Source organism: Pseudoblastomonas marina, from assembly GCF_014641655.1.
Classification (GTDB): domain Bacteria; phylum Pseudomonadota; class Alphaproteobacteria; order Sphingomonadales; family Sphingomonadaceae; genus Alteriqipengyuania_A; species Alteriqipengyuania_A marina.
This window is the reverse complement of record NZ_BMID01000001.1, coordinates 93,874-120,266: the sequence shown is the minus strand read 5'-3', so window position 1 is coordinate 120,266 and position 26,393 is coordinate 93,874. Positions and strand designations below refer to the sequence as shown.

Annotated in this window: 24 protein-coding genes and 1 tRNA gene; 9 read left to right on the top strand and 16 right to left on the bottom strand. The window is 66.0% G+C overall.

The features are described from left to right. Positions 1-21 precede the first annotated feature (21 nt). Positions 22-1,668: a peptide MFS transporter gene (locus IEW49_RS00590; protein ID WP_188640857.1), complete on the bottom strand. Its 1,647-nt coding sequence runs from the start codon at positions 1,666-1,668 to the stop codon at positions 22-24. Positions 1,669-1,834: 166 nt separating this feature from the next. On the opposite strand from IEW49_RS00590, the gene IEW49_RS00585 reads away from it, so the two are divergent. The 4 genes from IEW49_RS00585 (at position 1,835) to IEW49_RS00570 (ending at position 3,585) form a co-directional block, all read left to right on the top strand. Continuing rightward, positions 1,835-2,179, top strand: coding sequence for a GntR family transcriptional regulator (locus IEW49_RS00585; RefSeq protein ID WP_188640856.1), 345 nt, complete (start codon positions 1,835-1,837; stop codon positions 2,177-2,179). Positions 2,180-2,309: 130 nt separating this feature from the next. Then, positions 2,310-2,588, top strand: a complete 279-nt coding sequence (locus IEW49_RS00580; protein WP_188640855.1) for an integration host factor subunit beta — start codon at positions 2,310-2,312, stop codon at positions 2,586-2,588. Between the two features lie 58 nt (positions 2,589-2,646). Next, a tRNA-Leu gene (locus tag IEW49_RS00575) sits at positions 2,647-2,731 on the top strand. Positions 2,732-2,907: 176 nt separating this feature from the next. Further along, entirely contained in the window at positions 2,908-3,585 is a 678-nt protein-coding gene (locus IEW49_RS00570) for a PilZ domain-containing protein (protein WP_188640854.1), read from the top strand. A 16-nt stretch (positions 3,586-3,601) separates the two neighbouring features. Here the strand turns inward: IEW49_RS00570 and msrB are convergent, their stop codons facing one another. The 4 genes from msrB to IEW49_RS00550 are packed head-to-tail and all read right to left on the bottom strand — an operon-like array spanning position 3,602 to position 7,703. Then, positions 3,602-4,102: a peptide-methionine (R)-S-oxide reductase MsrB gene (msrB, locus tag IEW49_RS00565; protein ID WP_188640853.1), complete on the bottom strand. Its 501-nt coding sequence runs from the start codon at positions 4,100-4,102 to the stop codon at positions 3,602-3,604. Between the two features lie 38 nt (positions 4,103-4,140). After that, positions 4,141-5,466: a cytochrome P450 gene (locus IEW49_RS00560; protein ID WP_188640852.1), complete on the bottom strand. Its 1,326-nt coding sequence runs from the start codon at positions 5,464-5,466 to the stop codon at positions 4,141-4,143. A gap of 42 nt (positions 5,467-5,508) precedes the next feature. Next, a complete protein-coding gene (locus tag IEW49_RS00555; protein ID WP_188640851.1) occupies positions 5,509-6,753 on the bottom strand; it encodes an ABC transporter permease in 1,245 nt (414 codons plus the stop codon). Then, positions 6,750-7,703, bottom strand: coding sequence for an ABC transporter ATP-binding protein (locus IEW49_RS00550; protein ID WP_188640850.1), 954 nt, complete (start codon positions 7,701-7,703; stop codon positions 6,750-6,752). The genes IEW49_RS00555 and IEW49_RS00550 overlap by 4 nt, the downstream gene beginning before the upstream one ends. A 27-nt stretch (positions 7,704-7,730) precedes the next feature. Between IEW49_RS00550 and queG the strand changes: the two genes are divergently transcribed. Next, entirely contained in the window at positions 7,731-8,837 is a 1,107-nt protein-coding gene (gene queG / locus IEW49_RS00545; RefSeq protein WP_229658017.1) for a tRNA epoxyqueuosine(34) reductase QueG, read from the top strand. On the opposite strand, the gene IEW49_RS00540 is transcribed toward queG, so the two are convergent. The 9 genes from IEW49_RS00540 to IEW49_RS00500 all read right to left on the bottom strand — a co-directional run bounded on the left by IEW49_RS00540 (position 8,821) and on the right by IEW49_RS00500 (position 19,906). Next, complete coding sequence (locus IEW49_RS00540; RefSeq protein ID WP_188640848.1) at positions 8,821-10,047, bottom strand: NAD(P)/FAD-dependent oxidoreductase; 1,227 nt, start codon at positions 10,045-10,047, stop codon at positions 8,821-8,823. The two genes, queG and IEW49_RS00540, sit on opposite strands and share 17 nt — an antisense overlap. A gap of 3 nt (positions 10,048-10,050) precedes the next feature. Then, positions 10,051-14,784: an NAD-glutamate dehydrogenase gene (locus IEW49_RS00535; RefSeq protein WP_188640847.1), complete on the bottom strand. Its 4,734-nt coding sequence runs from the start codon at positions 14,782-14,784 to the stop codon at positions 10,051-10,053. 152 nt (positions 14,785-14,936) lie between these two features. Continuing rightward, positions 14,937-15,689, bottom strand: coding sequence for a tetratricopeptide repeat protein (locus IEW49_RS00530; RefSeq protein ID WP_188640846.1), 753 nt, complete (start codon positions 15,687-15,689; stop codon positions 14,937-14,939). Continuing rightward, positions 15,686-16,450, bottom strand: coding sequence for an alpha/beta hydrolase (locus IEW49_RS00525; RefSeq protein ID WP_188640845.1), 765 nt, complete (start codon positions 16,448-16,450; stop codon positions 15,686-15,688). Before IEW49_RS00525 ends, IEW49_RS00530 begins: the two co-directional genes overlap by 4 nt. Further along, on the bottom strand, positions 16,447-17,607 hold the full coding sequence (locus IEW49_RS00520; RefSeq protein ID WP_188640844.1) for a M48 family metallopeptidase: 1,161 nt from the start codon (positions 17,605-17,607) through the stop codon (positions 16,447-16,449). The genes IEW49_RS00525 and IEW49_RS00520 overlap by 4 nt, the downstream gene beginning before the upstream one ends. Before the next feature lie 3 nt (positions 17,608-17,610). Further along, positions 17,611-18,696 carry a YjgN family protein gene (locus IEW49_RS00515; protein ID WP_188640843.1) on the bottom strand — a complete coding sequence of 362 codons (1,086 nt, stop codon included), beginning with the start codon at positions 18,694-18,696 and terminating at the stop codon, positions 17,611-17,613. Between the two features lie 198 nt (positions 18,697-18,894). Then, positions 18,895-19,104 (bottom strand): helix-turn-helix transcriptional regulator, encoded by a 210-nt coding sequence (locus IEW49_RS00510; protein ID WP_188640842.1) that lies wholly within the window; start codon positions 19,102-19,104, stop codon positions 18,895-18,897. Further along, positions 19,101-19,721 (bottom strand): hypothetical protein, encoded by a 621-nt coding sequence (locus IEW49_RS00505; RefSeq protein WP_188640841.1) that lies wholly within the window; start codon positions 19,719-19,721, stop codon positions 19,101-19,103. Before IEW49_RS00505 ends, IEW49_RS00510 begins: the two co-directional genes overlap by 4 nt. Continuing rightward, positions 19,718-19,906, bottom strand: coding sequence for a hypothetical protein (locus tag IEW49_RS00500; protein ID WP_188640840.1), 189 nt, complete (start codon positions 19,904-19,906; stop codon positions 19,718-19,720). The genes IEW49_RS00505 and IEW49_RS00500 overlap by 4 nt, the downstream gene beginning before the upstream one ends. 162 nt (positions 19,907-20,068) lie before the next feature. Here IEW49_RS00500 and IEW49_RS00495 point away from each other — a divergent pair, with 162 nt between their 5' ends. The 4 genes from IEW49_RS00495 to IEW49_RS00480 all read left to right on the top strand — a co-directional run bounded on the left by IEW49_RS00495 (position 20,069) and on the right by IEW49_RS00480 (position 25,233). Next, a complete protein-coding gene (locus IEW49_RS00495) occupies positions 20,069-21,727 on the top strand; it encodes an alkaline phosphatase D family protein (RefSeq protein WP_188640839.1) in 1,659 nt (552 codons plus the stop codon). Positions 21,728-21,917: 190 nt separating this feature from the next. Next, entirely contained in the window at positions 21,918-22,424 is a 507-nt protein-coding gene (locus tag IEW49_RS00490) for a 3'-5' exoribonuclease (RefSeq protein WP_188640838.1), read from the top strand. 55 nt (positions 22,425-22,479) lie between these two features. Continuing rightward, positions 22,480-24,483 carry a threonine--tRNA ligase gene (thrS, locus tag IEW49_RS00485; protein WP_188640837.1) on the top strand — a complete coding sequence of 668 codons (2,004 nt, stop codon included), beginning with the start codon at positions 22,480-22,482 and terminating at the stop codon, positions 24,481-24,483. A gap of 3 nt (positions 24,484-24,486) precedes the next feature. Further along, positions 24,487-25,233, top strand: a complete 747-nt coding sequence (locus IEW49_RS00480; protein ID WP_188640836.1) for a sulfite exporter TauE/SafE family protein — start codon at positions 24,487-24,489, stop codon at positions 25,231-25,233. On the opposite strand, the gene IEW49_RS13190 is transcribed toward IEW49_RS00480, so the two are convergent. After that, entirely contained in the window at positions 25,230-25,352 is a 123-nt protein-coding gene (locus IEW49_RS13190) for a hypothetical protein (protein ID WP_268235607.1), read from the bottom strand. The genes IEW49_RS00480 and IEW49_RS13190 overlap by 4 nt on opposite strands. Positions 25,353-25,387: 35 nt before the next feature. Then, positions 25,388-26,383 (bottom strand): agmatine deiminase family protein, encoded by a 996-nt coding sequence (locus tag IEW49_RS00475; protein ID WP_188640835.1) that lies wholly within the window; start codon positions 26,381-26,383, stop codon positions 25,388-25,390. Between the last annotated feature and the right edge of the window lie 10 nt (positions 26,384-26,393).

Sequence of the window (26,393 nt, the reverse complement as noted above, 5' to 3'; positions counted from 1 at the left end):
CCGCGCCCTTGCCGTTTGCCTTTAGCTGCGGTTCGGATCGACCGCCGGGTGGATGCCCGCGCCCTGGGCTTCTCCCGGCCCTTCGGACTGACCCAGAAGATCGTCGCCGACTTCGTCGTCCGCCAGCGTCTCGAGATGCATCAGCTTCTTCACGAAACGCGCGATCAGGATGACGAACACACCGACGCCGATCGCGACCCAGCCGATCTGCTGGTAGATCGAGAGCGTTGCTTCGCGCGTCATCTCGCCGTCCTCACCACCGGTGGCGGCGCCGATCATGCCGGCGACATAGTTGCCGCCCGCCGTGGCAAAGAACCAGGCGCCCATGATCAGGCTGGCCAGGTGCCGCGGAGCCAGGCGGTTCATCGCCGAGAGGCCCACTGGCGAGAGGCACAGTTCGCCGGTCGTGTGGAACAGGTATATCCCGAACAGGAACAGCACCGGGATCTTGGCATCGACGCCGACCGTGGCCGCACCCCACACCAGGACCAGGAAGCCGAAGCCGAGCTGGACGAGACCGAGCCCGAACTTGGCCGGCGTCGAGGGCTCGAGCCCGCGCTTGCCGAGGAAGGTCCAAAGCCCGGCGAATACCGGGGCCAGCAGGATGATGTAGATCGGATTGATCGACTGGAAGATCGGGGCAGGCACGCCACCCAGGTCGATATAGCGATCGGTGAACAGGTTCAGCGAACCGCCGGCCTGTTCGAACAGTCCCCAGAACAGCGGCTGCAACGCGATCAGGAACAGGATCGCGAACATCCGTTCGCGCGGCTCCTTCTCAAGTCGGAACGCCTCAACCAGCACGTATCCGAGCAACGCGATGCCCGAAACCAGCATGAGGCCACCCACGACCGACTGGTACTGGATCAGGAACCACATGATCACGACGCCGACCAGGCCGATGCCGTACATGGTGTACTCGGTGTTCTTGGAGAGCGGCTTGGGCGGTTCGCCCTGACCAAGCAGCAGCGGCTTGCCAAGCACGAACACAACGAGGCCGAGCAACATGCCGAGGCCGGCGGCACCGAAGCCATAGGCCCAGCCGAGCGTCACACCAAGGTAACCGGCGAGGATCGTACCGATCGCCGCGCCAACGTTAATCCCCATGTAGAAGATCGTGTAGGCGCCGTCGCGACGCACGTCGGTGCGCGGATAGAGTTGGCCCACGATCACCGAGATATTGGCCTTGAGGAAGCCCGAGCCGACGATGATCAGCGACAGGGCGAGCCAGAAAACACTGATCATCGGGTTGTCCTGGCCAAGCGCACCGTCACCCTCGAACGCCATGAAGAAATGGCCGAGCGTAAGGAGGACCGCGCCAAACAGGACAGCCTTGCGCTGACCGAGATAGCGGTCGGCGATCCAGCCGCCGAGCACCGGCGTGATGTACACCAGGCTGACATAGGCGCCGTAGATGATGTTCGAACGGCTATCGTTGTAGAGCCAATGCTGGGTCAGGTAGAAAATCAGGAGGGCGCGCATCCCGTAATAGGAAAAACGCTCCCACATTTCGGCGAAGAACAGGATGTAGAGGCCTTTCGGATGCCCCCCCACTTCCGGCTGCTTGCGCGTGACGGCAAACGCGCCCGCGATAAGAAACAGCGAGAGAACCACCGCGGCGATCGCCGCGATCCAGTCCGCCTCCTGCCAAAGTCCGATGTCTTTCATTAAGGAACCTTCCCCATTTATTGTCTTGATCGCCCTCCCCGGGGCGGAAAGCGGGCACCCTAGCGGATGAATCGCGCGTGTGAAGCGGTTAATCGGCGGTCACGCGCCGATTTTGCAGGGATTCGCTCCTTGACGCGCCACGCTGTATTATGGCACTGCTTCACCCATGAGCGATTCCGACACCCGCCCGATCTACCTGCAACTGCGCGACAAGATCGCCGCCGCGATCATCGACGGGCGCTATGGGGAAGGCGAGATGCTCCCTTCGGTACGCGCGTTCGCGGCGCAGGAAGGCGCCAACCCGCTCACCGTCGCCAAGGCCTACCAGCAGTTCCAGCAGGACGGCCAGGTCGAGGTCCGACGCGGGATCGGCATGTTCGTTGCGACCGGCGCGCGTTCCGCCCTGCTGCGGCAGGAGCGCAAGCGCTTCATCGGCGAGGAGTGGCCCGCGATCCGCGCACGGATCGACCGGCTCGGCATCGCGATGGACGATCTGCTCGAGACAAGCTGACCTTTCCGCCCCTCCGGCAAAATCCCTAGCCCATTGCGCCGGCGCGCGCGCTCTGGCACGGAAGTGGACAACATTTCGTAGTTCCAACCGGATAGACGGGTCGCACCGGCTGGCGATTGGAGGGAAAACTATGATCCGGTCCGAACTGGTCCACACCCTATCACGCAAGCATCCCGACATGCGTCAGGAAGACGTCGAACAGGTCGTCGACATTTTCTTCGATGAGATCTCCAACCAGCTCGCCGATGGCGGGCGGGTCGAGCTGCGCGGTTTCGGGGCCTTTTCGACGCGCCAGCGCGAAGCCCGCACCGGACGCAACCCGCGCACTGGCGAAGCGGTCGAGGTACCGGCCAAGTCAGTCCCCTTTTTCAAGGCCGGCAAGGCGATTCGCGAACGGCTCAACGACTGAGGCTTTCGCTTCCCCGATAGACAGATAGCGTTCGCACCCGCTAGGCCCGCCGCGGTGTGCGGGTGTGGCGGAATGGTAGACGCCGGGGACTTAAAATCCCCTGATCCTTGATCGTGTGGGTTCGAGTCCCACCACCCGCACCACCGGAAATCGCGGCGCCGGGCCCGGTCGCACGGGCGTTCGCCGGTTTTTCAGCGGGCTGCCGATCGGGTTACGCGTTCTGCGTCAGCGCGGCGTTTGCCGAGTGTTAACCAGTCAGACGTAACCCTTGCTTCCGCGTGGCGATTTCCGCGCAAGGGGATACGTTCAGGAGCACCGCGTGGACACCTCCGGGGTTCATCACAATTCAGAAGATTCGGACGTGCCGGCCGACGCGCGGGACCAGCGTGGCGCAGAGCGCCTGCGCCTGCTGATGCGCACCGGCAAGCTGGTGACTCCCAAGGGTGAGTTCCTGTGCGTCCTGCGCGATGCCTCGACCACCGGATTCCGCGCCAAGATCTACCACAAGCTCCCCGACGCGAAGGAGATGCAGCTCGAGCTTGCCTCGGAGCTTTGCTACGATGTCGAGAAGATGTGGGAGAACGAGAGCGAAGCCGGCTTCCGCTTCGCCCGGGAAATCGAGCTCGAGGAACTGATCAACGAGCTGACCCCCTATCCCAAGCGCGGCGTTCGGCTCAAACTTGCGCTCGAAACGCATATCCTTGTCGGGATCCAGAAGGTTTCGGCGAAGGTATTCAACCTCTCGCAGCAGGGCGCGCGGATCGAGACGCAGCACCCCCTGGCCCGCGACCAGCGCTTGCGGCTCGAGATCAAGGGTCTTCGGACCGTCGCCGCGCAGGTCCGCTGGCGCAAGGGCGATACCTGCGGCCTCGTATTCGACGATACCTTCCGTTTCGACGAACTCGCACTTCTCGCCAGCCAGCTCCAGCGCGGGAAGGGCTCGAACGAAGAAGGGTCGGCCGATATCACCCCGACGCAGATCGAGGCGACCGGCTAGGTCACCGCCTGCGCCGTCATGCAGGCCTGAACTTCATCGCCGCGCCGTTCATGCACCAGCGCTTGCCGGTGGGCTTCGGCCCGTCGTCGAAGACGTGTCCGAGATGCCCGCCGCAATCGGCGCAATGGACCTCGGTGCGCGGGACCACCAGCCGGTAATCTGCTTCGGTGCCGACCGCGCCGCGGATCGGCTTCCAAAAGCTCGGCCAGCCGGTCCCGCTTTCATACTTGGCCGTCGACGAGAACACCGCATTGTTGCAGCCCCGGCAGTGATAGGTTCCCTTGCGCTTCTCGTCGTTGAGCGGCGACGAATGGGGCAGCTCGGTGCCGGCTTCGCGCAGGATGTAGAATTGCTGCCTCGTGAGCCGCCGGCGCCATTCGGCCTCGCTCCGCCGGACCGGGAAGCCCTTGGCAGAAACCGGGCTTCCCGACGAGAAGGCGACGAAACCGAGCAGTGCACCGGTGCCCGCCAGCCCGAGCGCCTTGCGGCGGGTGAAGTGGAATTTTCGCGTCGTCATACTCCTAGATACGGAACGGGACGCAGTTTGGTTTCAGTTCAGAAGCGCTTGAGTTCGACCTCGAGCTTGCGGAAACCGTGGACGAAATTGGCGCGCGTGCGCTCGACCTTGCCGGTGACGTTGGCGTGGAGCCGCCGCTTGTGCATCTCTTCGAGCAGCACCCGCAATTGGAGCTCGGCCAGCCGCGCGCCGACGCAGCGGTGGATGCCGTATCCGAAGGCCAGATGGCGTCGCGCATTTTCGCGCCGGATATCGAGCTGGTCGGGATTCTCGAATACCTCCTCGTCGCGATTGGCGGAGAGATACCACAGCACCAGCTTGTCGCCCTTGGCGATCTTCTTGCCGAACAGTTCGGTATCCTCGGTCGCGGTCCGGCGCATATGCGCGAGCGGGGTCTGGTAGCGGATGCATTCCTGCACCGCGTTGGGGATCAGCGAGCTGTCGTTCTCGAACGCGATGCGCTGTTCGGGAAATTCGTGAAACGCGTGGACGATGCCGCTCATCGTGTTGCGGGTAGTATCGTTGCCGCCGACGATCAGGAGCACGAGATTGCCGATAAACTCCTGCGGGCTCATGTGGTTCATGCTGTCCGAGCGGATCATCATCGAGATCAGGTCCTTGCCCTGTTCGCCCTTGGCGCGATCGGACCAGAGCTGCCCGAAATAGCTGCCCATCTCGCGCAGGATGTCCTGCCGCAGCTTGTCGAGTTCGCGCACGGTGGCTAGCTCGGTGTCGCCCGCCCAGTCGGACCAGTAGGTCAGCAGGTGGCGGTCCTGCCATGGAAATCCGAACAGGATCGCCAGCATCTGCGTGGTGAGCTCGATCGAGACCTTCTCGACCCAGTCGAACTGCTCGCTGATCGGCAGGCTGTCGAGCAATGCTCCGGTGCGGCGGCGGATGCTTTCCTCGAGCCGCTTCATCTCGGTAGGGGTGAAGGCGGGGGAGACGGTACGGCGCTGTGCGGTGTGTTCGGGCCGGTCCATGGCGATGAACATCGGCAGTTCGAAAGCTTCTTCGGGTGCGACGTCCTCGGCCCGGTCGAGGATGGTGATCCCGCCATATTCCCACGAGGAGGAGAACAGGTCGGGCAGCGCTTCGACATGCGCGATCGCCTTGTGCGAGACCACGTTCCAATGCGGCCGGAACGGGCTTTCGTCGACATAGTGGAGCGGGCCCATGGCGCGCATCTCGGCAAAGATCGGCTGCCATCGATCCTCGAGATAGATGTCCGAGCGGCTGACATCGAACGGGTGCGGATGGTGCAGCTGGTGGTCCGGATGGTTCTCGAGATACTCGCTCAGCGCCGCATAGGCGGTCGGCGCGGAACGGTACTCACCCGGATAGGCGTGCGCTTGATCGGTCATGGTCTCTCCCCCTGCAGGAATGATGCCGGGCGGGCCCCCGAGTCAAGTCAGTTTCGTTTTGCGACCGAATAGCCGGGACCAGGCGCTGCGCTTCTTCGCGCCGCGCGGGCCGCTCTTCATCACCCAGCGGCGGAACAGGCGCGCGCCGATGGTCACGAACAGTGCGACGCTCGCCGCCTGCCAGCCGATCGCCAGCAGGTGCGGCCACAGCACCGGATCGATCGCCGCGCGCGCGAACATCGCGAAGGGCGAGCTGAAGGGGAAGAGAATCGCGAACCATTCGACCCAAGTGCCCGTCGCTGCGAGCGCATAGCTGGCGAAGAAGAAAACCACGAGCTGGAGCATGGTGACCGGCATCGATAGCGTCTGCACCTCGCGCACCGTGGTCGCGAGCGACCCGATCGCGAGAAACAGCGAACCGAGCAGGAGGTAGCCCATCGAAAAATAGACCACCCCGAAGGCGATGAAGAGCGGCCAGCCGACCGCCGGTTCGGGCAGCACCGGAATGCTGTTGCCCGCGCCGAGATAGATCGCGCCCCCCACGCCGAGCCACACCACGATCCCGACCATCGAGACGGCGAGCATCGCGAACAGCTTTCCGAGGAACACCGATTCCATCGGGATCGCCGCGGCGAGGATCTCGATCACCTTGTTGCCCTTTTCCTCGACGAGGTTGGACAGGACCATCCCCGCCAGCAACATGATCAGCAGGAACAGCAGCACCTGTCCCGATTGCGCGGTGACGAGCCGCGAGCGGGTGACGTCGGCGGTGCTCGTGGCGGTCGGGACGAGTGCGATCGCGGGGCGCTCTGGCGGCGCGCCCTCGCGTATGGCTTCGGCGAGCAGCAGGCCGACCGGGCCGTGCCAGCTCGCGATCTGGTCCTGCGTCCCCACGAGCACCGGCTGCTCGATCGACCCCGAAAGTATTGCGCCGAGATTGCGCGCATTGTCCTGCAAGGCGGTTCGCGGATCGGCCGGCTCGACCCGCTGGATCGCGGGCAGGGCGCCGCCCATCTGCGGGTAGAGCCGGGCATGTGCCTCACCGAGCCGGATCGTCGCTCCGGCATCGAGCATCACCCCGAGCTCGGGCTGGTCGACCTGATCGCGTACCGACGACCCGATCCCGCCCGCCAGCACGCCGACCACGATGGGGAAGAGCGGACCGAGCAGGAAGAAGATGAAGGTCCTGCTGAACAGGATGGCGAAGAAATCGCGCCGCGCGATGACCATCGCCGCCTGCCAGCGAGTGAGGCGGCCGGTGTGCTCCTCGATGCGCCCGTCGGTCATCTGGTTTCGCTCCCCACTTCATGGGCCATATCCGCTTCGAGTTGGCGCGCCGCCGCCTCGCCCGCTATCTCGACGAAGGCGTCGTGCAGGCCGGCGCGCTCGATCGACAGCGACTGGATCCCCGCCTCGCCTTCGATCAGCGCGCGCAGCAACGGCTCGACCCCGGTTTCGGGCAGTTCGAAATTCCAGAATGCGCCTTCGGGCCGGGTGCCTTCGGGCAGGGCATCGCGCCAGCGACCGTCGCGCGCCGCCGTCTCAAGCCGCACGCGGGGGCGGATGCGGTCGCGCGCCTCGTCGACCGGCCCGGCGAACGGCACTTCGCCGCCCGCGATGATCGCCACCTCGTCGCACAACCGCTCTGCGTGCGCGATGACGTGGGTCGAGAAGATCACGGTGGTGCCTTCCTTGGCGAGATCGCGGATCAGCAGTTCGAGCTTGCCCTGGTTGATCGCGTCGAGGCCCGAGAACGGCTCGTCGAACACGACGAGGCGTGGCCGGTGCACCAGCGTGCCGAGCAATTGCACGGTCTGCGCCATGCCTTTCGACAATTGCCGCACCTGTCGGTCCGCCGCATAGCCGAGACCATACCCTTCGAGCAGTTCGCGTCCGCGTCGCCGCCCCTCGTCGAGCGACAAACCCCGCAGCGCGCCCATGAAAGCGATCGCCTCGTATGCCTTCATGGCGGGATAGAGCCCGCGTTCCTCGGGCAGGTAGCCCACCGCATGCGCCATGGAGACCGGATCGTCAGAACCGAGCAGCGTACGCCACCCTTCGTCGGGGTCGATAATCCCCAGGAGCATGCGGATCGTGGTGGTCTTGCCCGCACCGTTGGGGCCGAGGATGCCGTAGATCGCGCCTTCGGGCACGGCGAGATCGACGCCCGAGACCGCGAGGGTCCCTTCGAAGCGCTTGAGCAGCCCCTCGGCCTCGATCGCCAGCTTGTGCACCATGCCCGTCCTGTCTAGCCCATCATGCCTATGACTGCTCCTAGCGCGCCAAAGGTTAAAGCTCCATCGCCCGACAGCCTCGCGGCGCTACAGGATCGCCTGCGCGAAGAGGCGTTGCGGCTCGGTTTCGATGCGGTCGGCTTTGCTGCGGCGGAAGACGATCCGGCGACGGGCGCGCGGCTGCATGCATGGATCGGCGAAGGCATGCATGGCGAAATGGGGTGGATGGAATCGCGCGCGCACCAGCGACAGGGCCCGCAATCGCTCTGGCCCGATGCGCAGAGCGTGATCGCGTTGGGAGCGAGCTACGCGCCGTCGACCGATCCGCTCACGCTGGAGGACGAACCCGACCGCGCGCGGATCTCGGTGTACGCGCAGGGGCGCGACTATCACGACGCGGTGAAGAAGAAGCTGAAGGCACTGGCGCGGTGGCTGGTCGCCGAAGCGGCGAAGGCGGAACTTGGCGAGCGACAGGTCAAGGTGTTCGTCGACACCGCGCCGGTGATGGAAAAGCCGCTCGGCCAGAAGGCGGGGCTGGGCTGGCAGGGCAAACACACCAACCTCGTCAGCCGCGCGCACGGCAGCTGGCTCTTCCTCGGCGCGGTCTATTCGGACCTGCCTTTCGTGCCCGACGCGGAGCACACCGACCGCTGCGGCTCGTGCGACGAGTGCCAGCGCGCCTGCCCGACCGATGCCTTCCCCGCACCTTACAGGCTCGATGCGCGGCGCTGCATTTCCTACCTCACGATCGAACATGCCGGGCCGATTCCCGAGGAATTCCGTGTAGCGATGGGCAATCGCATCTATGGCTGCGACGATTGCCTCGCCGTGTGTCCGTGGAACAAGTTTGCCGACACCGCGCACCGGTGGAAGGAATTCCTCCCCCGGGCCGAACTCGTCGCGCCGCGCCTCGCCGAGTTCCTCGCGCTCGACGATGCAGGCTTCCGTTCGCTGTTTTCGGGCTCGCCGATCAAGCGGATCGGGCGCAATCGCTTCGTGCGCAATTGCCTGATCGCGGCGGGGAACAGCGGGGAAGACGGATTGCTCGATCAGGTCGGCGTATTGCGCGAAGACCCCGATCCGGTGGTCGCCGAGGCGGCCGAATGGGCCGCCGCGCGGCTTACAGCAACGACTTGAGCGGGATCTCGGGATCGGCCAGCGCCTCGACCGGCGCCTGCGTTCCGGCTTCGACCAGCCGTCGTCCCTGGGCATAGTCGCGGGTCGCGTTGACGCAGTCGAGCGCCACCACGCGGCCATTCCGCAGGTAGACCACCGAAAAACTGCGGCTGGCCGAATCGCCGCGCAGCACACGCTCGTCATGCGTGTTCGACAGCCCCACCGTCTGCAGCCTGAGGTCGTACTGGTTCGACCAGAACCACGGCACCGCATCGTAGGGCACCGGCTCGTCCACGATCGCGCGCGCGGCGGTATTGGCCATGTCGTTGGCGTTCTGGACCGACTCGAGCCGGATCACCTCGCCGCCGGCGAAGCGGTTGGCGTGCAGCGCGCAATCACCGATCGCATAGACGTGGTCGAGCGAGGTATGGCAGTTCTCGTCGACATCGACCCCGCCACTGCCGACCGCGCCGGCGCTCAGCAAGGGTGCAATATTGGGCACCAGCCCGATGCCGGCGATCACAAGGTCGGTCGGGACGGTTTCTCCGCTTGCCAGGCGGACGCCGGTGACGGCGCCTTCACCCTCGAGCGCGACCACTTCTGCACCGAGCCGGATATCCACCCCCTGCGCACCGTGCTCGGCGGCGTAGAAATCGGAAATCTCGCGCCCGGCGACGCGCTTGAGCAGGCGGTCTTCCTGCTCGAACACCGTGACCCCGATCCCGAGCCCGCGCAGCACTGCCGCCGCCTCGAGGCCGATATAGCCGCCGCCGATCACCGCCACGCGGCCCGCGCCCGCCTCGATCGCGGTGCGCAGCGCATCGGTATCGGTGCGGTGGCGGATCGCATGGACGCCTGCGAGGTCCGCACCGGGGCATGACAGCCGCCGCGCCTCGCCGCCAGCGGCCCAGACCAGCGTGCCATAGGAAAGCTCCTCGCCGCTCGCCAGCTCGACTGTCCGAGCGTCCGGATCGACCCCGACGACCTCGGCTCCGCCCTGCCAGTCGATCCCCTTGGCGGCCCAGAAATTCTCGGGCCGCAGCAGGATTCGTTCGAACGGCTTGGCACCGGCGAGGTATTCCTTGCTCAGCGGCGGGCGCTCATAGGGCGGGTCCGGCTCGCGCCCCAGCAGGCGCACCGTTCCTTCGAAGCCGCGCTGCCGCAGCGCGATCGCGCATTGGGCCCCGGCATGGCCGGTCCCGACGATCACGACATCGGCAGCGTCCGCCATCGTTTAGCGCAGCAGCAAGTTGCGCGCCTGGCTGGCGATCTGGGCGAGCATCGGCGCGGTTACGGGCACCGCGTTCTGCGCCCGGCCGACCATGGCTCGGAACTGTGCGATCGCCGGGGCGTGCTTGTCCGACCAGTTGTCCACCGCCTTGACCGGGTCCTTCGCCAACTTGCCGCGCCCGACGCGGCGCAGGAACGCCAGCCGCATGTGCTGGAAATCCTGTGCCAGTCCCGCGACCAGCAGCCGCTCCCACGGGTCGGACGGATTCATCTGCGAGGCCGTGGTCTGCGCCCAGTCGAGACCCAGTTCGCGGCCAAGCTGGATGAAGGCCTTGGTCAGCTGCACCGGCTGGACATCGCTGTCGCAGGCCAGCTGGACGAGGCCGACAGCGCCGTCGAGTTCGAACAGTTCGGCGATTTCCTCCACCAGTTCGCTCGGTGCACCGGCTTCGCTCAGCTTGGTGCGGATGCGGTTCGAATAGGCCTTGCCTTCCTCGGCGAGAAGCCGCTGCTTGGCCTTGTCGAGCTTGGTGATGCCGGGCGAGAGCTTCTTCACCAATTCGCTTGGATGGCAATCGCCGCCGCCACTGCGCAGCAGGTCGGCGATATGGGTGCGGATCGCCCAGGCGACGCGGTCGAACAGTTCGAGCCGGGCCTGTTCGTCCATCGGCGTCTCTTCGATCCGCTCGAACAACGCAGGCAGGTCGAACAACCGGTCAGCCGCGACGAAGGCCGACGCGACCTGCGCCAGCGTCACGCCTTCTTCCTCGACCAGTTCGAACGGGTGGCTGACCCCCATCCGGTTGATGATCAGGTTCGAAAGCTTGGTCGCGATCAGCTCGCGCCGCAGACGATGACCTTCGATCTCGGCCTTGAACTTCTTGCGCATCGGTTCGGGGAAGGCGGCGAACAACTCGCGTTCGAGCGCCGGGTCCTCGGGCAGCGGACTGCCTTCGATCGCGTCCTGCAGCACGAGTTTCGACGAGGACAGCAGCACCGCGAGTTCGGGTCGCATCAGGCCCTGGCCGTCATTGGCGCGGCGAACCAGCGAGGCACCGTCGGCGATCCCTTCGGTCCGGCGATCGAGATAGCCGCGATCTTCGAGCGCCTCGACCAGGCGGACATAGGAGCCGGTCGCCTGCGCCCCGCCGCGTTCGGCGATCGACAGCGCGAGCGCCTGGAGACGGTTGTCGTCGAGCACGATCTCGGCGACCTCGTCGGTCATCTTCTCGAGCAGGTTGACGCGGCGCTGTTCGGTCAGGTCGCCATTGCGCTTCGCCGCGGCGAGCGCGATCTTGATATTGACCTCGTTGTCCGAGCAATCGACCCCGGCGGAATTGTCGATGAAGTCGGCGTTGATCCGGCCTCCTTCGAGCGCGAACTGGATGCGCCCGGCCTGCGTGATGCCGAGATTGGCGCCTTCACCGATCGCCTTGACCCGCAACTCCGAACCGTCGACCCTGATCGCGTCGTTGGCCGGGTCGCCGACCTGGCTGTTGGCCTCGCTGCTGGCCTTCACATAGGTTCCGATGCCGCCGAACCATAGCAGGTCGGCGGGTGCCTTGAGGATCGCCTGCATCAGCGCTTCGGGATCGACCGACTTGTCCTCGATTCCCAGCGCCTTGCGCGCCTGCTCGCTCAATGCGATCGACTTCTCCGAGCGCGAGAACACCCCGCCGCCCGCCGAAATCTTCGCCGTGTCGTAATCCTTCCAGCTCGACCGGCCGAGCTTGAACAGGCGCGAGCGCTCCTTCCAGCTGACTGCCGGATCGGGATCGGGATCGATGAAGATGTCGCGATGGTCGAACGCGGCGACGAGCTTGATCGCTTTCGACAGCAGCATGCCGTTGCCGAACACGTCGCCCGACATGTCGCCGACGCCGACGACCTCAATGGGGTCTTCCTGCACATTGACGCCCATTTCGAGGAAATGACGCTGGACCGAAACCCACGCGCCGCGAGCGGTGATCCCCATCGCCTTGTGATCGTAGCCCTTCGATCCTCCCGAGGCGAAGGCGTCGTCGAGCCAGAAACCGAAATCGTCGGCGATCCCGTTGGCGACGTCGGAATAGGTCGCGGTGCCCTTGTCGGCGGCAACGACGAAATAGGGATCCTCGCCGTCGTGGATGACGACGCGTTCGGGATGCACGACCTTGTCGTCGACGATGTTGTCGGTGATCGAGAGCAATGCGCGGATGAAGACTTCGTAGCTTGCCTGCCCCTCGGCCAGCCAGGCATCGCGATCCTGCGAGGGATCGGGCAGTTGCTTCGGATAAAAGCCGCCCTTGGCACCGGTCGGCACGATGACCGCGTTCTTGACGCGCTGAGCCTTCATCAGGCCGAGCACCTCGGTGCGGAAATCGTCGCGCCGGTCGGACCAGCGCAGGCCCCCGCGCGCGACCGGGCCGGCGCGCAGGTGGATGCCTTCGACGCGGCGCGAATAGACGAAGATCTCTCGCCAAGGCAGCGGCTTGGGCAAGCCCGGGACCTTGGAGGAATCGAACTTGAATGCCAGCGCGTCCTCGCCCAGCGGGGCGAATGCGTTGGTGCGCAGGATCGCGTCGATCGTGCTCGAATAGAGCCGAAGCAGGCGGTCGTCGTTGATTGCCTTCACCTTCACCAGGCCACGGCGGACCGCATCGCGCGCCTTCTTCGCCGCGCCATCGCGATCCTTGCCATGGTCGGGATCGTGCTGCGCGCGGAACAGGGCGATGAGCGAGCGCGTGACGTCGGGCGCATGCTGGAGCGCCGCGACGACGGTAGGCAGGCCGAAGCCCATCCCGGTCTGGCGGAGGTAGCGGAACCAGGCCCGGAGCCACTCGGCTTCCTGCGCGGCGAGGCCGGTGGCGACGATCAACGAATTGAAGAAATCGTTCTCGTCATTGCCGTTGAGCACTTCGGCGATCGCCGCCTCGATCGGCTCGGCGCGCTCGAGCAGGCGTTCGGCGGTGACCCCGACCGGCAGGCCGAGCTCGAAATCGTGGATCGTGCCGAGTTCGCCGTCCTCGAGCCGGGTCGGAACCTCGCCGAGCACGCGGAACCCGAAATTCTCGAGCGCGGGCACTGCGTCCGAAAGCGCGAGCACGCCCTTCTTCTGGTAGACTTTCAGCCGCAGCCGGTTGCCCTGGTCGTCTGGCAGGCGATGGAGCCGCGCGCCGCGCATGGGCGCGCCATCGGCACCTTGTTCGTCGGACAGGTTGCGCAGCCGCCGGATATCGGTCGCCGCCTCGAGCGGGCCGTAATTCGCCCGGTAGCCAAGCGGGAACGCAGGGGCGTAGCGGGCTGCAATTGCCGCCGCGCGGCTTGATTCCTCATGGTTGGCGAGCTCGCCTTCGACTGCTTCGCTCCAGCCGCGGACCATTGCCTGCAGCCGTTCGTCGAGCGGCGCTTCTTCGGGCGTCTTCTGCCCGTCGCGGATATCGTAGACAAAGCGGAGCATGGCCAGATTGCCGCCCTCGATCGTCAGGCTCCAGTCGAGCAGCGTGGCGTCGGCGGCATCGCCGAGCATGTCCTGGATCTGCTTGCGCACCGTGGTCGACATCGTGTCGCGCGGCAGCCAGACGAAGGCGAAGAGGTGCCGGGCAAGCGGGGCCTGCACCATCGACAGCTTGGGCCGCGGCCGATCGGTCAGGCTCATCATCGCGGTGACGATGCGTTCGAGGTCGTCGGCCTCGAACCCGATCACCAGATCGTGCGGGAGGGTGCGCAGCGCATGCACCAGTGCCTTGCCGGCATGGCCGCCGGGATCGAAATCGAACTTGGCGATCAGCTCGCCGAGCCGCGAACGCAAGACGGGAATCTCGGTCGGCGTGGTCGCCAGCGCGGCGCTGGTCCAGACGCCGGCATGGACCGACAGCGCGGTGACCTTGCCCTGCTCTCGGACGGGAACGATGAACAGGTCGAGCGGGACCTGGCGGTGGACTTTGCTCAGCCGGTTCGACTTGATGATCAGCGCGCCCTTCGAGCGCGAACCGTCGGCAGCATCCTCGAACCACTTGAACGCGCGATCGTAGCTCTGGTCGAACAGCACCGACTTGCTGCTCTTGCGGCAGATGCCGAGGACGTCGCTGTGCGAACCGTCGCGATAGCGGGTAATGTGCCCGAGCTGGGTGAGGTTGCCGGCGTTGAGCCACTGCAGCAGCGCAGCACTTTCGGAATCGCCGAGCCGTTCGGCATCGGCCGCCATCAGTTCCTGCATCCTGGGCCAGTCGGTCACCGCGGCGCGCGTGTCCGCCAGGGTCGAGGCGATCGCCTTTTCGAGCTCGTGGCGATGCTTCGCATCGATCCGGTCGGTCTCGATATAGATCATCGACTCGCGCCGACAGTCTTTCGCGGGGTTCTTCGGCACGTCCTCGAGACGCCCCTTCGCGTTGCGCTCCACGCACAATACGGGGTGAACGAGGCGATGGATCGCGGCACCTGCATTGGCGAGGGTCAGCGCAATGGAATCGACCAGGAACGGCATGTCGTCGTTGACGATCGCGATCCGCATGAAGCGTTCGGATGCCGAACCGCTGATCGTCTCGATCGCGAAGGTGGGTTCGTCCGCGTCGCGCTGCATCGCGGTGCGCGCGGTGAATTTCGCCGCCTCGTCCAAGGCCTTGCCGGTGAGTTCGGGCTCGTCGGGCAATAGCGAACCGGCGATGCGCCTGCCGATCTCCTCCGCCAGTTTGCGCGGAACGCGCTTGGTATTCGCCTTCGCGCCGGACGCTGCCGCCGCTTTCTTATTCGCCGCCATGCAATGCTCCAGCCGGCTGTCCAATCCTCTCCCACGCGCGACGGCGCGGGTCTCCGGGCGGGCCTATGCGCTTCGCGCCGAACTATCGCAAGGGCTTGTAGTGGCGTCCGGGACGAAGCGGTTTCCGCTACGGAACGGAGCGCGATGTGCGCTCACTCGGCAAGCTGCGCGAGATAGGCGCGAGCGCGGTCGGCCTGTTTGGAATCGGGCGCCAGCGCGACAACCGACTCGAAGCTAGCCCGCGCCGCATCCTCGCGGCCGTCGAGCGCGGCGATAACGCCTGCCTCGAGCCCCGCTTCAAGGTCTTCGGGCGCGAGGCCGATGGCGGTTTCGATGAAGCCCTGCGCGCTTGCGAGGTCGCCGGTCCGCCGTGCGAGCGTGGCCGAAAGCAGCCAGCCGAGCGCGAATTGCGGCGCATCCGCGCGCGCATCGGCGAGCGCCGCCTCGGCATCTTCGACCTGCTCGAGCGCAACGAAGGCACGCGCGAGATCGACCGCGGTTTCGCCGGCGAGCTCGGTTTCACCGGCCGCGCGGGCGTCGTCCCGTGCCATGCGCAGGGTCGGCAACGCTTCGAGCGGATCGGGCACGGCGAGCAGCGCATTGCCTGCCATCGCCCCGAGTCGCGCGCGTCCGGCGCGGTCGGTTTCGGGCGTCGCATCGCGCGCGGCAAGGAACGCGTCGCTCGCCGCCTGCCAGCGCAACAGGCTGGTATAGGCGATCCCGAGGCAGGTCTGCGGCGCGGCGCTCCCCGAACCCGAGGTTTCGCCCAGCCAGCTACCGCCATTGGCGATCGCGGTGGTCGGATCGCGGCGCGCCTGTGCGAGGCATTCTGCCAGGCGCGGGTCCTGCGCGATCGGCAGGCTGGCCGATTGCAATGCGGTGGCGAGGAAGGCGGTGGCTATCACGCGTGGTCTTTCAGGCGGTCGAGAAAGGAAGCGATCGTATCGAGCAGCCGCGCGACATCGATATCGCGCGACATGCGGTGATCGGCATCCTTGACCAGCAGGACCTGCACATCGTCTGAACCGAGCTTGTCGGCCAGTCGCAGCGAGACCTCCCACGGCACCTCGTTGTCACGCTGGCCGTGCAGCAGCACCACCGGACAGGTCAGCGGGATGGTCTCCTCGAGCTGGCGGTTGGCCTGCCCGTCGGCCCAGAAGCCGGGATGGGTGGGCGTGGGCGGGTAGCCGTAATCGTTGTCCTCGTGGATCGTTTCGCCGTCGGCTAGCTTGCGCTTCTGGTCCGCATCGTACCCCCAGTCGGTAAAGTCTGGCGCTGCCGCGATCCCGACCAGCCCGGCGCAACGATCGCCCAGCGCGCGTGCCGCGAGCAGCATCAGCCAGCCGCCCATCGACGAGCCGACGAGCACTGCGCTGTCATCGCCTTCGCTGCCGCCGACATGCCCGACCAGTGCGACCACTTCGTCGCGCCAGCGGCTCAACGTGCCGTCCGCGAATTCGCCCGAGCTCGAACCGCAGCCCGAATAATCGAGCAGGAGGCAGGCGCGGCCATTGCGCGACGCCCAGTCGAAGAGTGCGGTCGCCTTGCTGCCCTCCATGTCCGAAAGGTATCCCGGCAGGAACACCAGCAGCGGCCCCTGCCCGTCAGCGAACCGATAAGCGATCCGACGGCCATCGCACAGGTCGAGGAAAAGCGGGTCGGTCATCGCGCGCGTTGGTCGCGAACCGGCACGGGCGAAGCAACCGATTCTTCCGCTTCGTCGTCGCGCCCTTTGCGGGCTTCGTCGACGGGAAGGGTGATGATCGACGCGCTTTCCGCGACGTCGGGATCCTCCGCGCACATTTCCTGCAGCGCGCGCCACTCGGTATCGCTGAGCGCCGGGTCGTAATCGCCACCCTCGGCTGCCTCGCGAAACGCATCGGCGCGCTCGTCCGAATGCGGGTGGCTCGAAATGTAGCCGATCATCGTCCGCGCCGAGCCTTCGGGACCGTCTTCGCCCGCGAGTCGATCGAACAGGGCCGCTCCACCTTCGGGCGAGATACGTGCGCCCTGCATCCGTGCGATGCTATAGGTGTCGGCCTCGCGTTCGGCATCGCGCGAATAGCTGAGCGAGAGCAGTCCTGACACGGTCGATCCCCCAGCGCCGTCCATTCCGCCGAGCAGCACCGAAAGACCCATCTGGCGCAGGAGCGACTGCATCACGTGGCGTTTGCGCACATGGCCGATCTCGTGGCCGAGCACGGCGGCGGCTTCCTCGGGCGATTCCGCCTCGGCGAGCAGGCCGTCGAACAGCAGGACGCGCCCGCCGGGCAGCGCCACCGCGTTGACCATGTTCATGTTGACCACTTCGACGCGCAGGTTCTCGTCCGTGCCGTCGAGCTTTTCGACGAGCTTCGCCAGCGCCGCGTCGCCATCCGCCGTCGAGCACACCCGCCCGCCGAAATCGTCGAACAGCAATTCGCCGATCCTCGCCTCGGTGCTCTGCGGCACGAGCGGGGCGATCCAGGTCGGTGCGGTCAAGAAGATGGTCCCCGCGATGGCGCTGATCCCTGCGAGGATCACCGCCGCCCTGCCCAGCCCGATCCGGTCGATGAAGCCGCCATAACGGACCTGCGCGGGCAGCCGCCCTTCGAGTTCCGGCGCGAGCGGATTGCTCACGCCCAGCCGCCAGCCGTCGATCTCGGCATGGCGATAGGTCAGGTATTCGCCCTGGTCGTCATTGAAGGTGAGATCGGCGAATTTGTATTCGCCGATGACCGCCTCGTCCTCGATCACGCGGAATTCGCGCCCGAACGGTTCGATCAGGACGTAGCGCCGGACCGCGCTGGAGCCGTCGTAATGCCAGGCCGGGAAGCGCGACACGGCCTAGAACGCTCCCATGTCGAACGCATCGAGCAGGCCTTCGCCATGCTTGGAACGCTGCGTGTCCGACTGGGTCAGCCGGTCGAGATCGATCTCGCCATAGGCTTCCATGTGAGTGACGAAGAATTTCCAGTGGCGGTAGGAGAGGAAGATCCATCCTATCCCCAGCGTGCCGACGACGAGCAGGATGTCGACCAGAAACAGCTTGAACCAGTCCTGGGTGCTCGCATCGAAGCGGAAATCGAGGTTCTCGAGGCTCAGGCCGGAGATCGCGACACGGAAATATTTCGCGTAATAGAACAATGCGATGAATCCGATGAGCGCATAGAAGCCGAGGAAGAACAGCACGAAGCCGATCACCGCGCCGGCATTCACGACATCCGAATCGCCCTCCGCGATGCCCGATGCCGCCATCACGATGCCGAACACCAGCGCGGCGGCGAAGAAGACGAAGGGCGCCGCGTAGAACAGCAAATAGCGCTTCATCAAATCGCCCGCATCGCCTTCGGCACGAAAGCGAAAGGGACCGAAGCTCATCTGGTTCCAGCGTTCGTTCCAGAGCTGGATCATCGCCCAGGGCACAAGCAGTCCGAGAACGAGGTACCCGACCGCCCATTTCCAGACATAGGACCAGCCATAGGACCAGCCGCGATCGTCGCTGCCGCCACGGATGCCGTGCCAGTAGGTCCGCCCCATGCGATAGCGCAAGGCACGGAACAGCGCGACGCCGCCGAGGTAGAAGGTCAGGACGAACACGCCCAGCAGCAGCGCTCCGGCGAGCCCCGGTTGATTGTCGAAGACCAGCCGGTTGAGCACCAGACTGACAAAGAAATACGGGCCGAAGAACAATACCAAAACCAGCAAGAAGCCGAAGAACAGCTCAAGCCCCGTGCCGGTCCATTCGAGCCGCTCGTCGATGAACTGGGTTCGACCCCAGAGATATTTGCGCTCGCGCGTCTTGGCCCAGAAGCGATACACTCCCAGCGTCACGATCGTCAGCAGCAGGTTCGGAAAGGCAATCGCGGCGAATTCGCGCCAAGTGCCGTGAAAGCGGAAAGCGGAGTGCCCGCCCGCATCCTGTTCGTCCATCGATTCCCCCTTTAGGAGGAATGAGTTGTCGCGAAAATCGTATCCGGGTCAACCGGGCTTGTCCGGCCGGGCGGGGACAGTCCTACATCAGGACGGGCAGGGTCAGTCGATCCTGCGCATCGTCGCACACGCCGGGCGCAGAGCAAGAAGCAACCAGCAGCAGCGATGCCGCGAGCATGATGGCGTTGGTCATCTTCTTCATCGCCCTTCTCCCTCTTCTTCCGGCGCGAAGATATCCTCGATGTGGAGCTCGAAGACTTGCGCTATCCTGAATGCGAGCGGAAGCGACGGGTCGTAGCGCCCGGTTTCGATCGCGTTGACCGACTGGCGCGAGACGGCGAGCCGCTCGGCCAGTTCCTGCTGCGACCAGTCGCGTTCGGCGCGCAGCACCTTGAGCCGGTTTTTCACAACGCGCCCCAACTGCCATAGGTGATGCGATTGGACGCCGTACCGATGAACTGGCCGAAGAACCAGACGACCGCGACCCAATAGGCGTCCAGATGCGGGACCACGCCACCGACTTCGAGAAACCCCCAGATCGTCGCCGCACCCAGCGCGAAACCGGTCGCAATCAAGGCCTGGCGCACGATCAGCATGCGCAGGAATTCGTCCTGCTCCTCCACGATCAGGCGACCGATCGCCCAGAAGATCCCGACCACGGCCAGTCCAGGCAAGACGCTCAATGCCGCCCGCAGCGCCATCGGCGGATCGCCGGCCTTGAGCACCGCGATCTGGATCGCGAATACCACGAGGTAGAGCGAACTGAAGATCGCCACGCGCTTGATGTATGCGCGCTGCGCCTCGCCCTTTCCACCGCAGCTTGCGCTGGCGACCGCGGCGTTGTTGGCAACCCGGATCATCTGGAAGAACAGCGCGGCTGGAATGATCATCAGGATCATGGTCGTCGCCGTGTTGATGGCTCCGGTCATAGCCAGGCCGGCGACGCCGCCGAAGCTGGCGAAGGTCATCGCGGCCCAGAGCGGAACCGAATGGCGCAGGCGGGATGTGGTGTTGGCGGCGGTCATGCCTTGCTCCGCTTGAAGGGGTTGCAGTTCCGGCGATTGCCGACGAGCCATGCTCCCGGGAAAAGGGCGAGCAGCGCGAAGGGCGCGAACTGGGCAATTTCCTCGGGTACGATGTCGACCACCGAAAGCAGCGCGATCCCGATCATCGCCGCGGCGAGCAGGAGGGCTTGTTGGATCTGTTTCATGGCAAGGGTCCTTATCTTGATGTAAAGCGTATTTGTCATGATTCGCGCTCAATGTCAACCGTCCTTTCCAAATTGGAGCGGACGCTTGTCCCCTCACGACGAACCCTTGTCATCGGGGCGTCATTCGCGCGATGCAGGCGAACCGCGAGGAGAGATGCCACGATGATCGCCGCCGAACCGCCCGCCGCCACCCCGCTAGCCTCGCTCGACCGGCGCACCCTGCTCAAGGGCGGACTGCTCGGCGCGGGACTGGCGTCGGCAGCCCCCCTCGCAGCCCAGTCGGCCCAGGGCTTCACCCACGGCGTCGCCAGCGGCGAGCCCGGTCCCGACCGCGTTCTCTTATGGACGCGATATGCCGGCGCCCAGGACACGCGACTGACCGTCGAACTGAGTGGAACTATCGACTTTACCCGTCCGGTCGCCGGCGCGAGCGTCACCGCAGCCTCCACGCGCGACTGGTGTTGCAAGGTGGTGGTCGACGGTCTCGCGCCCGATCGCTGGTATTATTACCGCTTCGTCGCCCCCGACGGCGCGACCTCGCCGATCGGTCGTACGCGCACCCTCCCGCAAGGTCCGACGACGCGCTGGCGAATGGCGGTGTTTTCCTGCTCGAATATCGGCTTCGGCTGGTTCAACGCCTATGCCCACGCCGCCGCGGCGGACGAGTTCGACGTCGTCGTTCACACCGGCGACTATTTCTACGAATACGGTGCGGGCACCTATCCGTCGCGCGAACAGGCGCTCACCGGACGCGGCCTCGACCCGGCCGACGAGGCGATATCCCTCGCCGACTACCGGCTGCGCCACGCGACCTATCGCCGCGACCCCGACCTCCAGCGGCTGCACCAGCTCTATCCGATGATCGCGGGCTGGGACGATCACGAAAGCGCCAACGATTCCTGGCGCGGCGGCGCGGAGAACCACCAGCCCGACACCGAGGGCGCGTGGGTGGTGCGCAAGCGCGCGGCCATGCGCGCCTATCGCGAATGGATGCCGGTATCGGACGATCGCTGGGCGACCTACCAGGTCGGCGACCTCGCCACGCTGTTCCGGCTCGAGACGCGGCTCACCGGTCGCGACGAGGCCCCGAGCCTGCGCGCGGTGCTGGCCGGATCGCAATCGCCCGACGAGGCGCTGGCGAGCCTCGCACGGTTTCGCGACGGCGACTATGCCGACCCCGCGCGGCAGATGCTCGGGACCGGGCAGGAGCGCTGGCTGGCCGATGGGCTGCGCGCCTCAAAGGCGGGCAAGACGCGCTGGCAGGTGCTCGTCCAGCAGGTGCTGATGGGTTCGCTTTCCACCCCGGTCGCGCTGGCCGAGGCGCTGACCGACGAGGTGCCGGACTATATCCGCCGCCGGGTGCGCGAAGGCGCACTCGCAAGCCGCGCGGGGATCCCGCTCAACATGGATGCGTGGGACGGCTACCCCGCCGCCCGCGCGCGCCTGTTCGAAAGCGTGCTCGCCGCCGAGGCCGATCTCGTGGTGCTGGCGGGCGACAGCCACAATGCCTGGGCGTTCGACCTCGATCACGACAGCGAAAACGTGGGGGTCGAATTCGCCGGTCACTCGGTCACCTCGCCCGGCTTCGAGGGCTATCTCTCGCAAGTTGCCCCACAGCGGCTCGCGCGTTCGCTGATCGAGGGCAACGACCAGTTGCGCTGGACCGACACCTCGCGGCGCGGTTACATGGCGGTCGAGCTCACGCCCGACCGGGCCGTTTCGGAGTATCGCTTCCTGTCGGGCATTCGCAGCCGCTCGACGACGCTTTCGGGGACGCATCGCGAATCGGTCACGATCGGTCAGCGCAAGCTGGACGGTTGATCGCGATCCGCCCCGACGCTATCCCGCTGGCATGGCCAAAGCGACCATCACGACCACGACTAACACGACCTCGGGCAACCGGGGGCGGTCGGTCGCGGCGTAAGCCCCGGTCCCGCCACCCGGTTTCGGGTGGCAGCGCGCCAGCTTCCCGAAACCGGTAACTTCACCGTACGGCGCGCGGACAGGCATCATGCGCTATTACATCGATACCGAATTCAACGGCACCGGCGGTCAGCTGCTGAGCATCGCGCTGGTGCGCGAGGACGGCGCGTATTTCTACGAAGTGCTGCACGCGCACGAACTGGTCGTGCCGTGGGTGAAGGAACATGTCGTCCCGCATTTCGGGCAGGAGCCGGTCGCGCGACTGCAGGTGGTCAAGAAGCTGCAGAAATTCCTGCGCAAGGATCCCGGGCAGCACGTGTTCATCGCCGACTGGCCCGAGGACCTAGCGCATTTCAACATGATGCTGCTGCGCGATCACGGCCGACGAAACGATCCGTTCCAATATGCCTGCCTGCTCCTCCACCTGCCCGGCTTCGACACCGCCGAGGCGAGCGAGATCCCGCACAATGCGCTCGAAGATGCGCGCGCGCTGGCGGATTACGTCGAGGGCAATCTCGCCGGATCACGCAAGGGCATGATCGCCGAAGACCTCGCGCTGGTGAGAAACGCTTGCGGTGACGCACCACTTGCCTAGGGGTCTCGCCCCAAGGCATAGCCCCATCTGAATACGGATACGAAAGCCCAGAGAGATGACCGAACTGCTCAAGATCAGCCTGCCCGATGGATCGGTGCGCGAGATGGAGGAGGGCTCCACCCCTGCCGACGTCGCCGCCGCGATCGGGCCGGGGCTCGCCAAGGCCGCGCTCGCCGCCCGGGTCGATGGAGAGGTGCGCGATCTCAACCGCCCGTTCGACGGCGATGCCGAGCTCGCGCTCATCACCGCGCGCGACGAGGAAGAGGCGCTCGAGCTCGTCCGCCACGATTACGCTCACGTCCTCGCCGAGGCGGTGCAGGCGCTGTGGCCGGGCACGCAGATCACCTTCGGTCCTGCGACCGACGACGGCTTCTATTACGACGTCAAGGCACCGGACAACCGCGATCCGTTCGGAATGGACGACCTGCCCGCGATCGAAGAGAAGATGCGCGAGATCATCGCCGCCGACAAACCGCTGCGGCGCGAGGTCTGGAGCCGCCAGCAACTGATCGACAAGTGGGAGGCCGAGGGCGAGGTCTTCAAGGCCGAATGGGCCAGGGAACTGCCCGAGGACGAGGAATTGACGGTCTACCATTCGGGCGACGATTGGCTCGACATGTGCCGCGGACCGCACCTCGCCAGCACCGGCAAGCTCGATCCCAAGGCCTTCAAGCTGACCCGCGTGGCGGGTGCCTACTGGCGCGGCGACCAGAGCAACCCGCAGCTCACCCGCATCTACGGCACCGGCTGGCTCAACAAGAAACAGCTCAATGCCTACCTCACCCGGATGGAGGAAGCGGCCAAGCGCGACCACCGCAAGCTGGGCCGCGAGATGGACCTGTTCCACCTCCAGGAAGAGGCGCACGGCTCGGTTTTCTGGCATCCCAAGGGCTATCGCATCTGGCGCGCGCTCGAGAGCTATATGCGCCGCAGGATGGACGGCGCGGGCTATCGCGAGATCAAGACCCCGCAGGTGATGGACGCGCGCCAGTGGGAGCAGTCCGGCCACTGGGGCAAGTATCGCGAGAACATGTTCGTCATCCCCGACGAGGTGCCCAACACCGAGGACGAGGGCGACCTCGTTTCCAAGGACGCCGACTGGATGGCCTTGAAGCCGATGAACTGCCCGGCGCACGTGCTCGTCTTCAAGCAGGGCATCACCTCCTATCGCGACCTGCCGATCCGGCTCGGCGAGATGGGCTGCTGCCACCGCAACGAGCCGCACGGCGCGCTCCACGGGCTGATGCGCGTGCGCCAGTTCACGCAGGACGACGCGCATATCTTCTGCACCGAGAACCAGGTGGTCGAGGAAGTGCGCGCCTTCTGCCAGCTCGCCGACGCGGTCTATCGCGATTTCGGGTTCAAATACGCGATCAAGCTCGCGCTGCGCCCCGAAAAGCGGCTCGGTTCCGATGCCGACTGGGACAAGGCGGAACAGGAACTGCGCGACGCGGTCGAGGAAGCCGGAATGGCGAACGAGGAATATGGCTGGGAGGAACTCCCGGGCGAAGGCGCGTTCTACGCTCCCAAGCTCGAATGGCACCTCACCGATGCGATCGGCCGCACCTGGCAGGTGGGCACGATCCAGGGCGACCGCGTGCTGCCCGAGCGCCTTGATGCGACCTATGTCGGCGAGGACGGCGATAAGCATCGCCCGGTCATGCTCCACCGCGCGATCTTCGGGTCCTACGAGCGGTTCATCGGCATCCTGATCGAGCATTTTGCCGGTCGCCTCCCGTCGTGGCTCGCGCCGGTCCAAGCGGTTGTCGCGACGATCGTCTCGGACGCGGACGACTACGCCAAGGAAGCGGTGGCGAAGCTCGAAGCCGCCGGCATCCGCGTCGACAGCGACCTGCGCAACGAGAAGATCAACTACAAGGTACGCGAGCACTCGCTGGCGAAGGTCCCGCATTTGCTGGTGGTCGGCAAGCGCGAGGCCGAGGAAGGCACCGTCGCGGTCCGCACGCTGGGCGAACAGCAACAGAAGGTGATGACCCTCGAAGAGGCGATCGCCATGCTGACCGACGCAGCCACGCCGCCCGACCTCAAGCAGGCCTAGGGCTTGGAACTTCTCGCAGGTTTTACCGCGCTCCAGCTCGCGGTCGCACTCGGGACCGGGCTCGCCGCGGCGTTCATCCGCGGGCTGGCGGGCTTCGGGCTGGCGATCCTGCTGGTGCCGGTGCTGGCGCTTGCGCTGACCCCGGTCGAGGCGGTGCTGACCACCAACGTCGTCGCGATGCTGATCGGCGGGATCGAGCTGCCGCGCCTGCTGCGCGAGGCGGAAAGGAGCGTCTGGACCATCATCGGTCTCGTGCTGCTCACCACGCTGCCGGGGCTGATGCTGCTCGCCGCGACGCCGCCCGACCTCGCCCGGCTGCTGATCGCGCTGGTGGCGCTATCGGCGTTCTTCGCGATCCTGTTCCCGGTGCGCGAGCCCGAACAGCCCGGCCCCGTGATCACCGGGCTGACCGGCGTGGCGACCGGTCTCCTGACCGGGTTCGCAGGGATGCCCGGGCCACCGGTCGTGCCGTACTATGTCGGACGCGCGATTCCGCGCCATGTGGCGAAAAGCTCGATGATTCTGATCTTCACCTGCGCGGCGGCGATCGGCATCGGTTCGGGCGTGGCGATCGGCGCGATGGAATGGCGGCTCGCGCTCTTGGGCGCGATGCTGCTGCCGGTGGTACTCGTCGGCACCTGGCTCGGCCGCAAGGCGGACGGTCACGTCTCCGACCGCGCGTGGCGCATCTTCGTGGGATTGGTGCTCGCCGCGGCGGCGATTGCCGCGCTGGTGAAGCTGGTCGGCTAGTAGGGCAGCGGCTGACCCGCGAGGATCAGCGCGACAGCGCAACCGAGCACGAGCGCCTTGCGGAACAAATCCGCCCGATCGGTCGCGATCATGCGCGTTGCTGCGAAAGCCTTGGCCATGCGGCGAAGTGTCGCAGCATGGCCCTAAGAATGGGTTAAGCGGCCGCCCCCTCCGGTTTTTGTGGCATCTGCATCGAGGCGCAGTGGAACGAGCCGCCGCCCGCGAGCACCGCGTCGGCCGGCAGTCCGATCGCCTCGCGGGTCGGGAACAGCTCGCCGATGGCCGCGACCGCCTCTTCGTCGTGCACCGAGCCGTAGGTCGGCACCACGATCAGCGCATTGGCGATCGCGAAGTTCATGTAACTCGCCGGCACGACCTCGTCGCCCATCGTCACCCGGCCCGGCGAGGGCACGTCGAACAGCGACAACGTGGTGTCGCCGATCCGCGCGCGGGCATCGGCATAGACCTTCGCATTCGGGTCGTCGGCGCCGCTCGGCACGGGCAGGGCCAGCGCGTTCGGCGCGACGAAACGCGCAAGATTGTCGACATGGCCGTCGGTGTGGTCGTTGACGAGCCCGTCGCCGAGCCAGATCACCTCGTCGACGCCGAAGGCCTCGCGCATCCGCGTCGCTGCCTCGTCCTGCGACAGATCGTCATTGCGGTTGTCGTTGGGCACGCATTGCGCGGTGGTGACCAGCCGGCCCGCGCCGTCGACATCGATCGCGCCGCCTTCGAGGATCCAGTCATGCATCTCGATCGGGAGCCCAGCATCGCGGGCGATTTCGGCGCCGATTTCGGCATCGCCGTCCATCAGATACTTTCCGCCCCAGCCGTTGAAGCCGAAGCGCAGCGCCATGCGCTCGGCGCCATCGAACGCGGTCAGTGGGCCGGTGTCTCGCAGCCAGATATCACCGTAGCGTCTCCGTTCGAGCTTGACCGAGGCCGACACCAGCGACTTCGCCCGCGCCTCGTTCGCGGCGTCGCGGACCAGCAGGCGGACCTCCTGCCCGCTGTCGGCGACCGCGTTGGCATAGGCAGCGATCTGGTCCTGCGCGCGCGCCAGCACGCCGGGCCATTCGGCCTCGTCATGCGGGAAACCGATCCACAGCCAGTCCTGCGGCGCCCATTCGGGCGGAAGGATACGCGTCACGAAAGCGGCG

Bases quoted from the DNA above. Each gene is read 5' to 3' on its own strand.
- IEW49_RS00525 (WP_188640845.1), bottom strand. From the start codon at position 16,450: ATGACCGACCCGCTTTTCCTCGACCTGTGCGATGGCCGTCGGATCGCT.
- IEW49_RS00555 (WP_188640851.1), bottom strand. From the start codon at position 6,753: ATGACCGACGGGCGCATCGAGGAGCACACCGGCCGCCTCACTCGCTGG.
- IEW49_RS00540 (WP_188640848.1), bottom strand. From the start codon at position 10,047: ATGGCGGACGCTGCCGATGTCGTGATCGTCGGGACCGGCCATGCCGGG.
- IEW49_RS00550 (WP_188640850.1), bottom strand. From the start codon at position 7,703: ATGGTGCACAAGCTGGCGATCGAGGCCGAGGGGCTGCTCAAGCGCTTC.
- IEW49_RS00590 (WP_188640857.1), bottom strand. From the start codon at position 1,668: ATGAAAGACATCGGACTTTGGCAGGAGGCGGACTGGATCGCGGCGATC.
- IEW49_RS00495 (WP_188640839.1), top strand. From the start codon at position 20,069: ATGATCGCCGCCGAACCGCCCGCCGCCACCCCGCTAGCCTCGCTCGAC.
- IEW49_RS00505 (WP_188640841.1), bottom strand. From the start codon at position 19,721: ATGACCGCCGCCAACACCACATCCCGCCTGCGCCATTCGGTTCCGCTC.
- IEW49_RS00535 (WP_188640847.1), bottom strand. From the start codon at position 14,784: ATGGCGGCGAATAAGAAAGCGGCGGCAGCGTCCGGCGCGAAGGCGAAT.
- msrB (WP_188640853.1), bottom strand. From the start codon at position 4,102: ATGACGACGCGAAAATTCCACTTCACCCGCCGCAAGGCGCTCGGGCTG.
- IEW49_RS00515 (WP_188640843.1), bottom strand. From the start codon at position 18,696: ATGGACGAACAGGATGCGGGCGGGCACTCCGCTTTCCGCTTTCACGGC.
- IEW49_RS00580 (WP_188640855.1), top strand. From the start codon at position 2,310: ATGATCCGGTCCGAACTGGTCCACACCCTATCACGCAAGCATCCCGAC.
- IEW49_RS00500 (WP_188640840.1), bottom strand. From the start codon at position 19,906: ATGAAACAGATCCAACAAGCCCTCCTGCTCGCCGCGGCGATGATCGGG.
- queG (WP_229658017.1), top strand. From the start codon at position 7,731: ATGACTGCTCCTAGCGCGCCAAAGGTTAAAGCTCCATCGCCCGACAGC.
- thrS (WP_188640837.1), top strand. From the start codon at position 22,480: ATGACCGAACTGCTCAAGATCAGCCTGCCCGATGGATCGGTGCGCGAG.
- IEW49_RS13190 (WP_268235607.1), bottom strand. From the start codon at position 25,352: ATGGCCAAGGCTTTCGCAGCAACGCGCATGATCGCGACCGATCGGGCG.
- IEW49_RS00490 (WP_188640838.1), top strand. From the start codon at position 21,918: ATGCGCTATTACATCGATACCGAATTCAACGGCACCGGCGGTCAGCTG.
- IEW49_RS00560 (WP_188640852.1), bottom strand. From the start codon at position 5,466: ATGACCGATCAAGCGCACGCCTATCCGGGTGAGTACCGTTCCGCGCCG.
- IEW49_RS00585 (WP_188640856.1), top strand. From the start codon at position 1,835: ATGAGCGATTCCGACACCCGCCCGATCTACCTGCAACTGCGCGACAAG.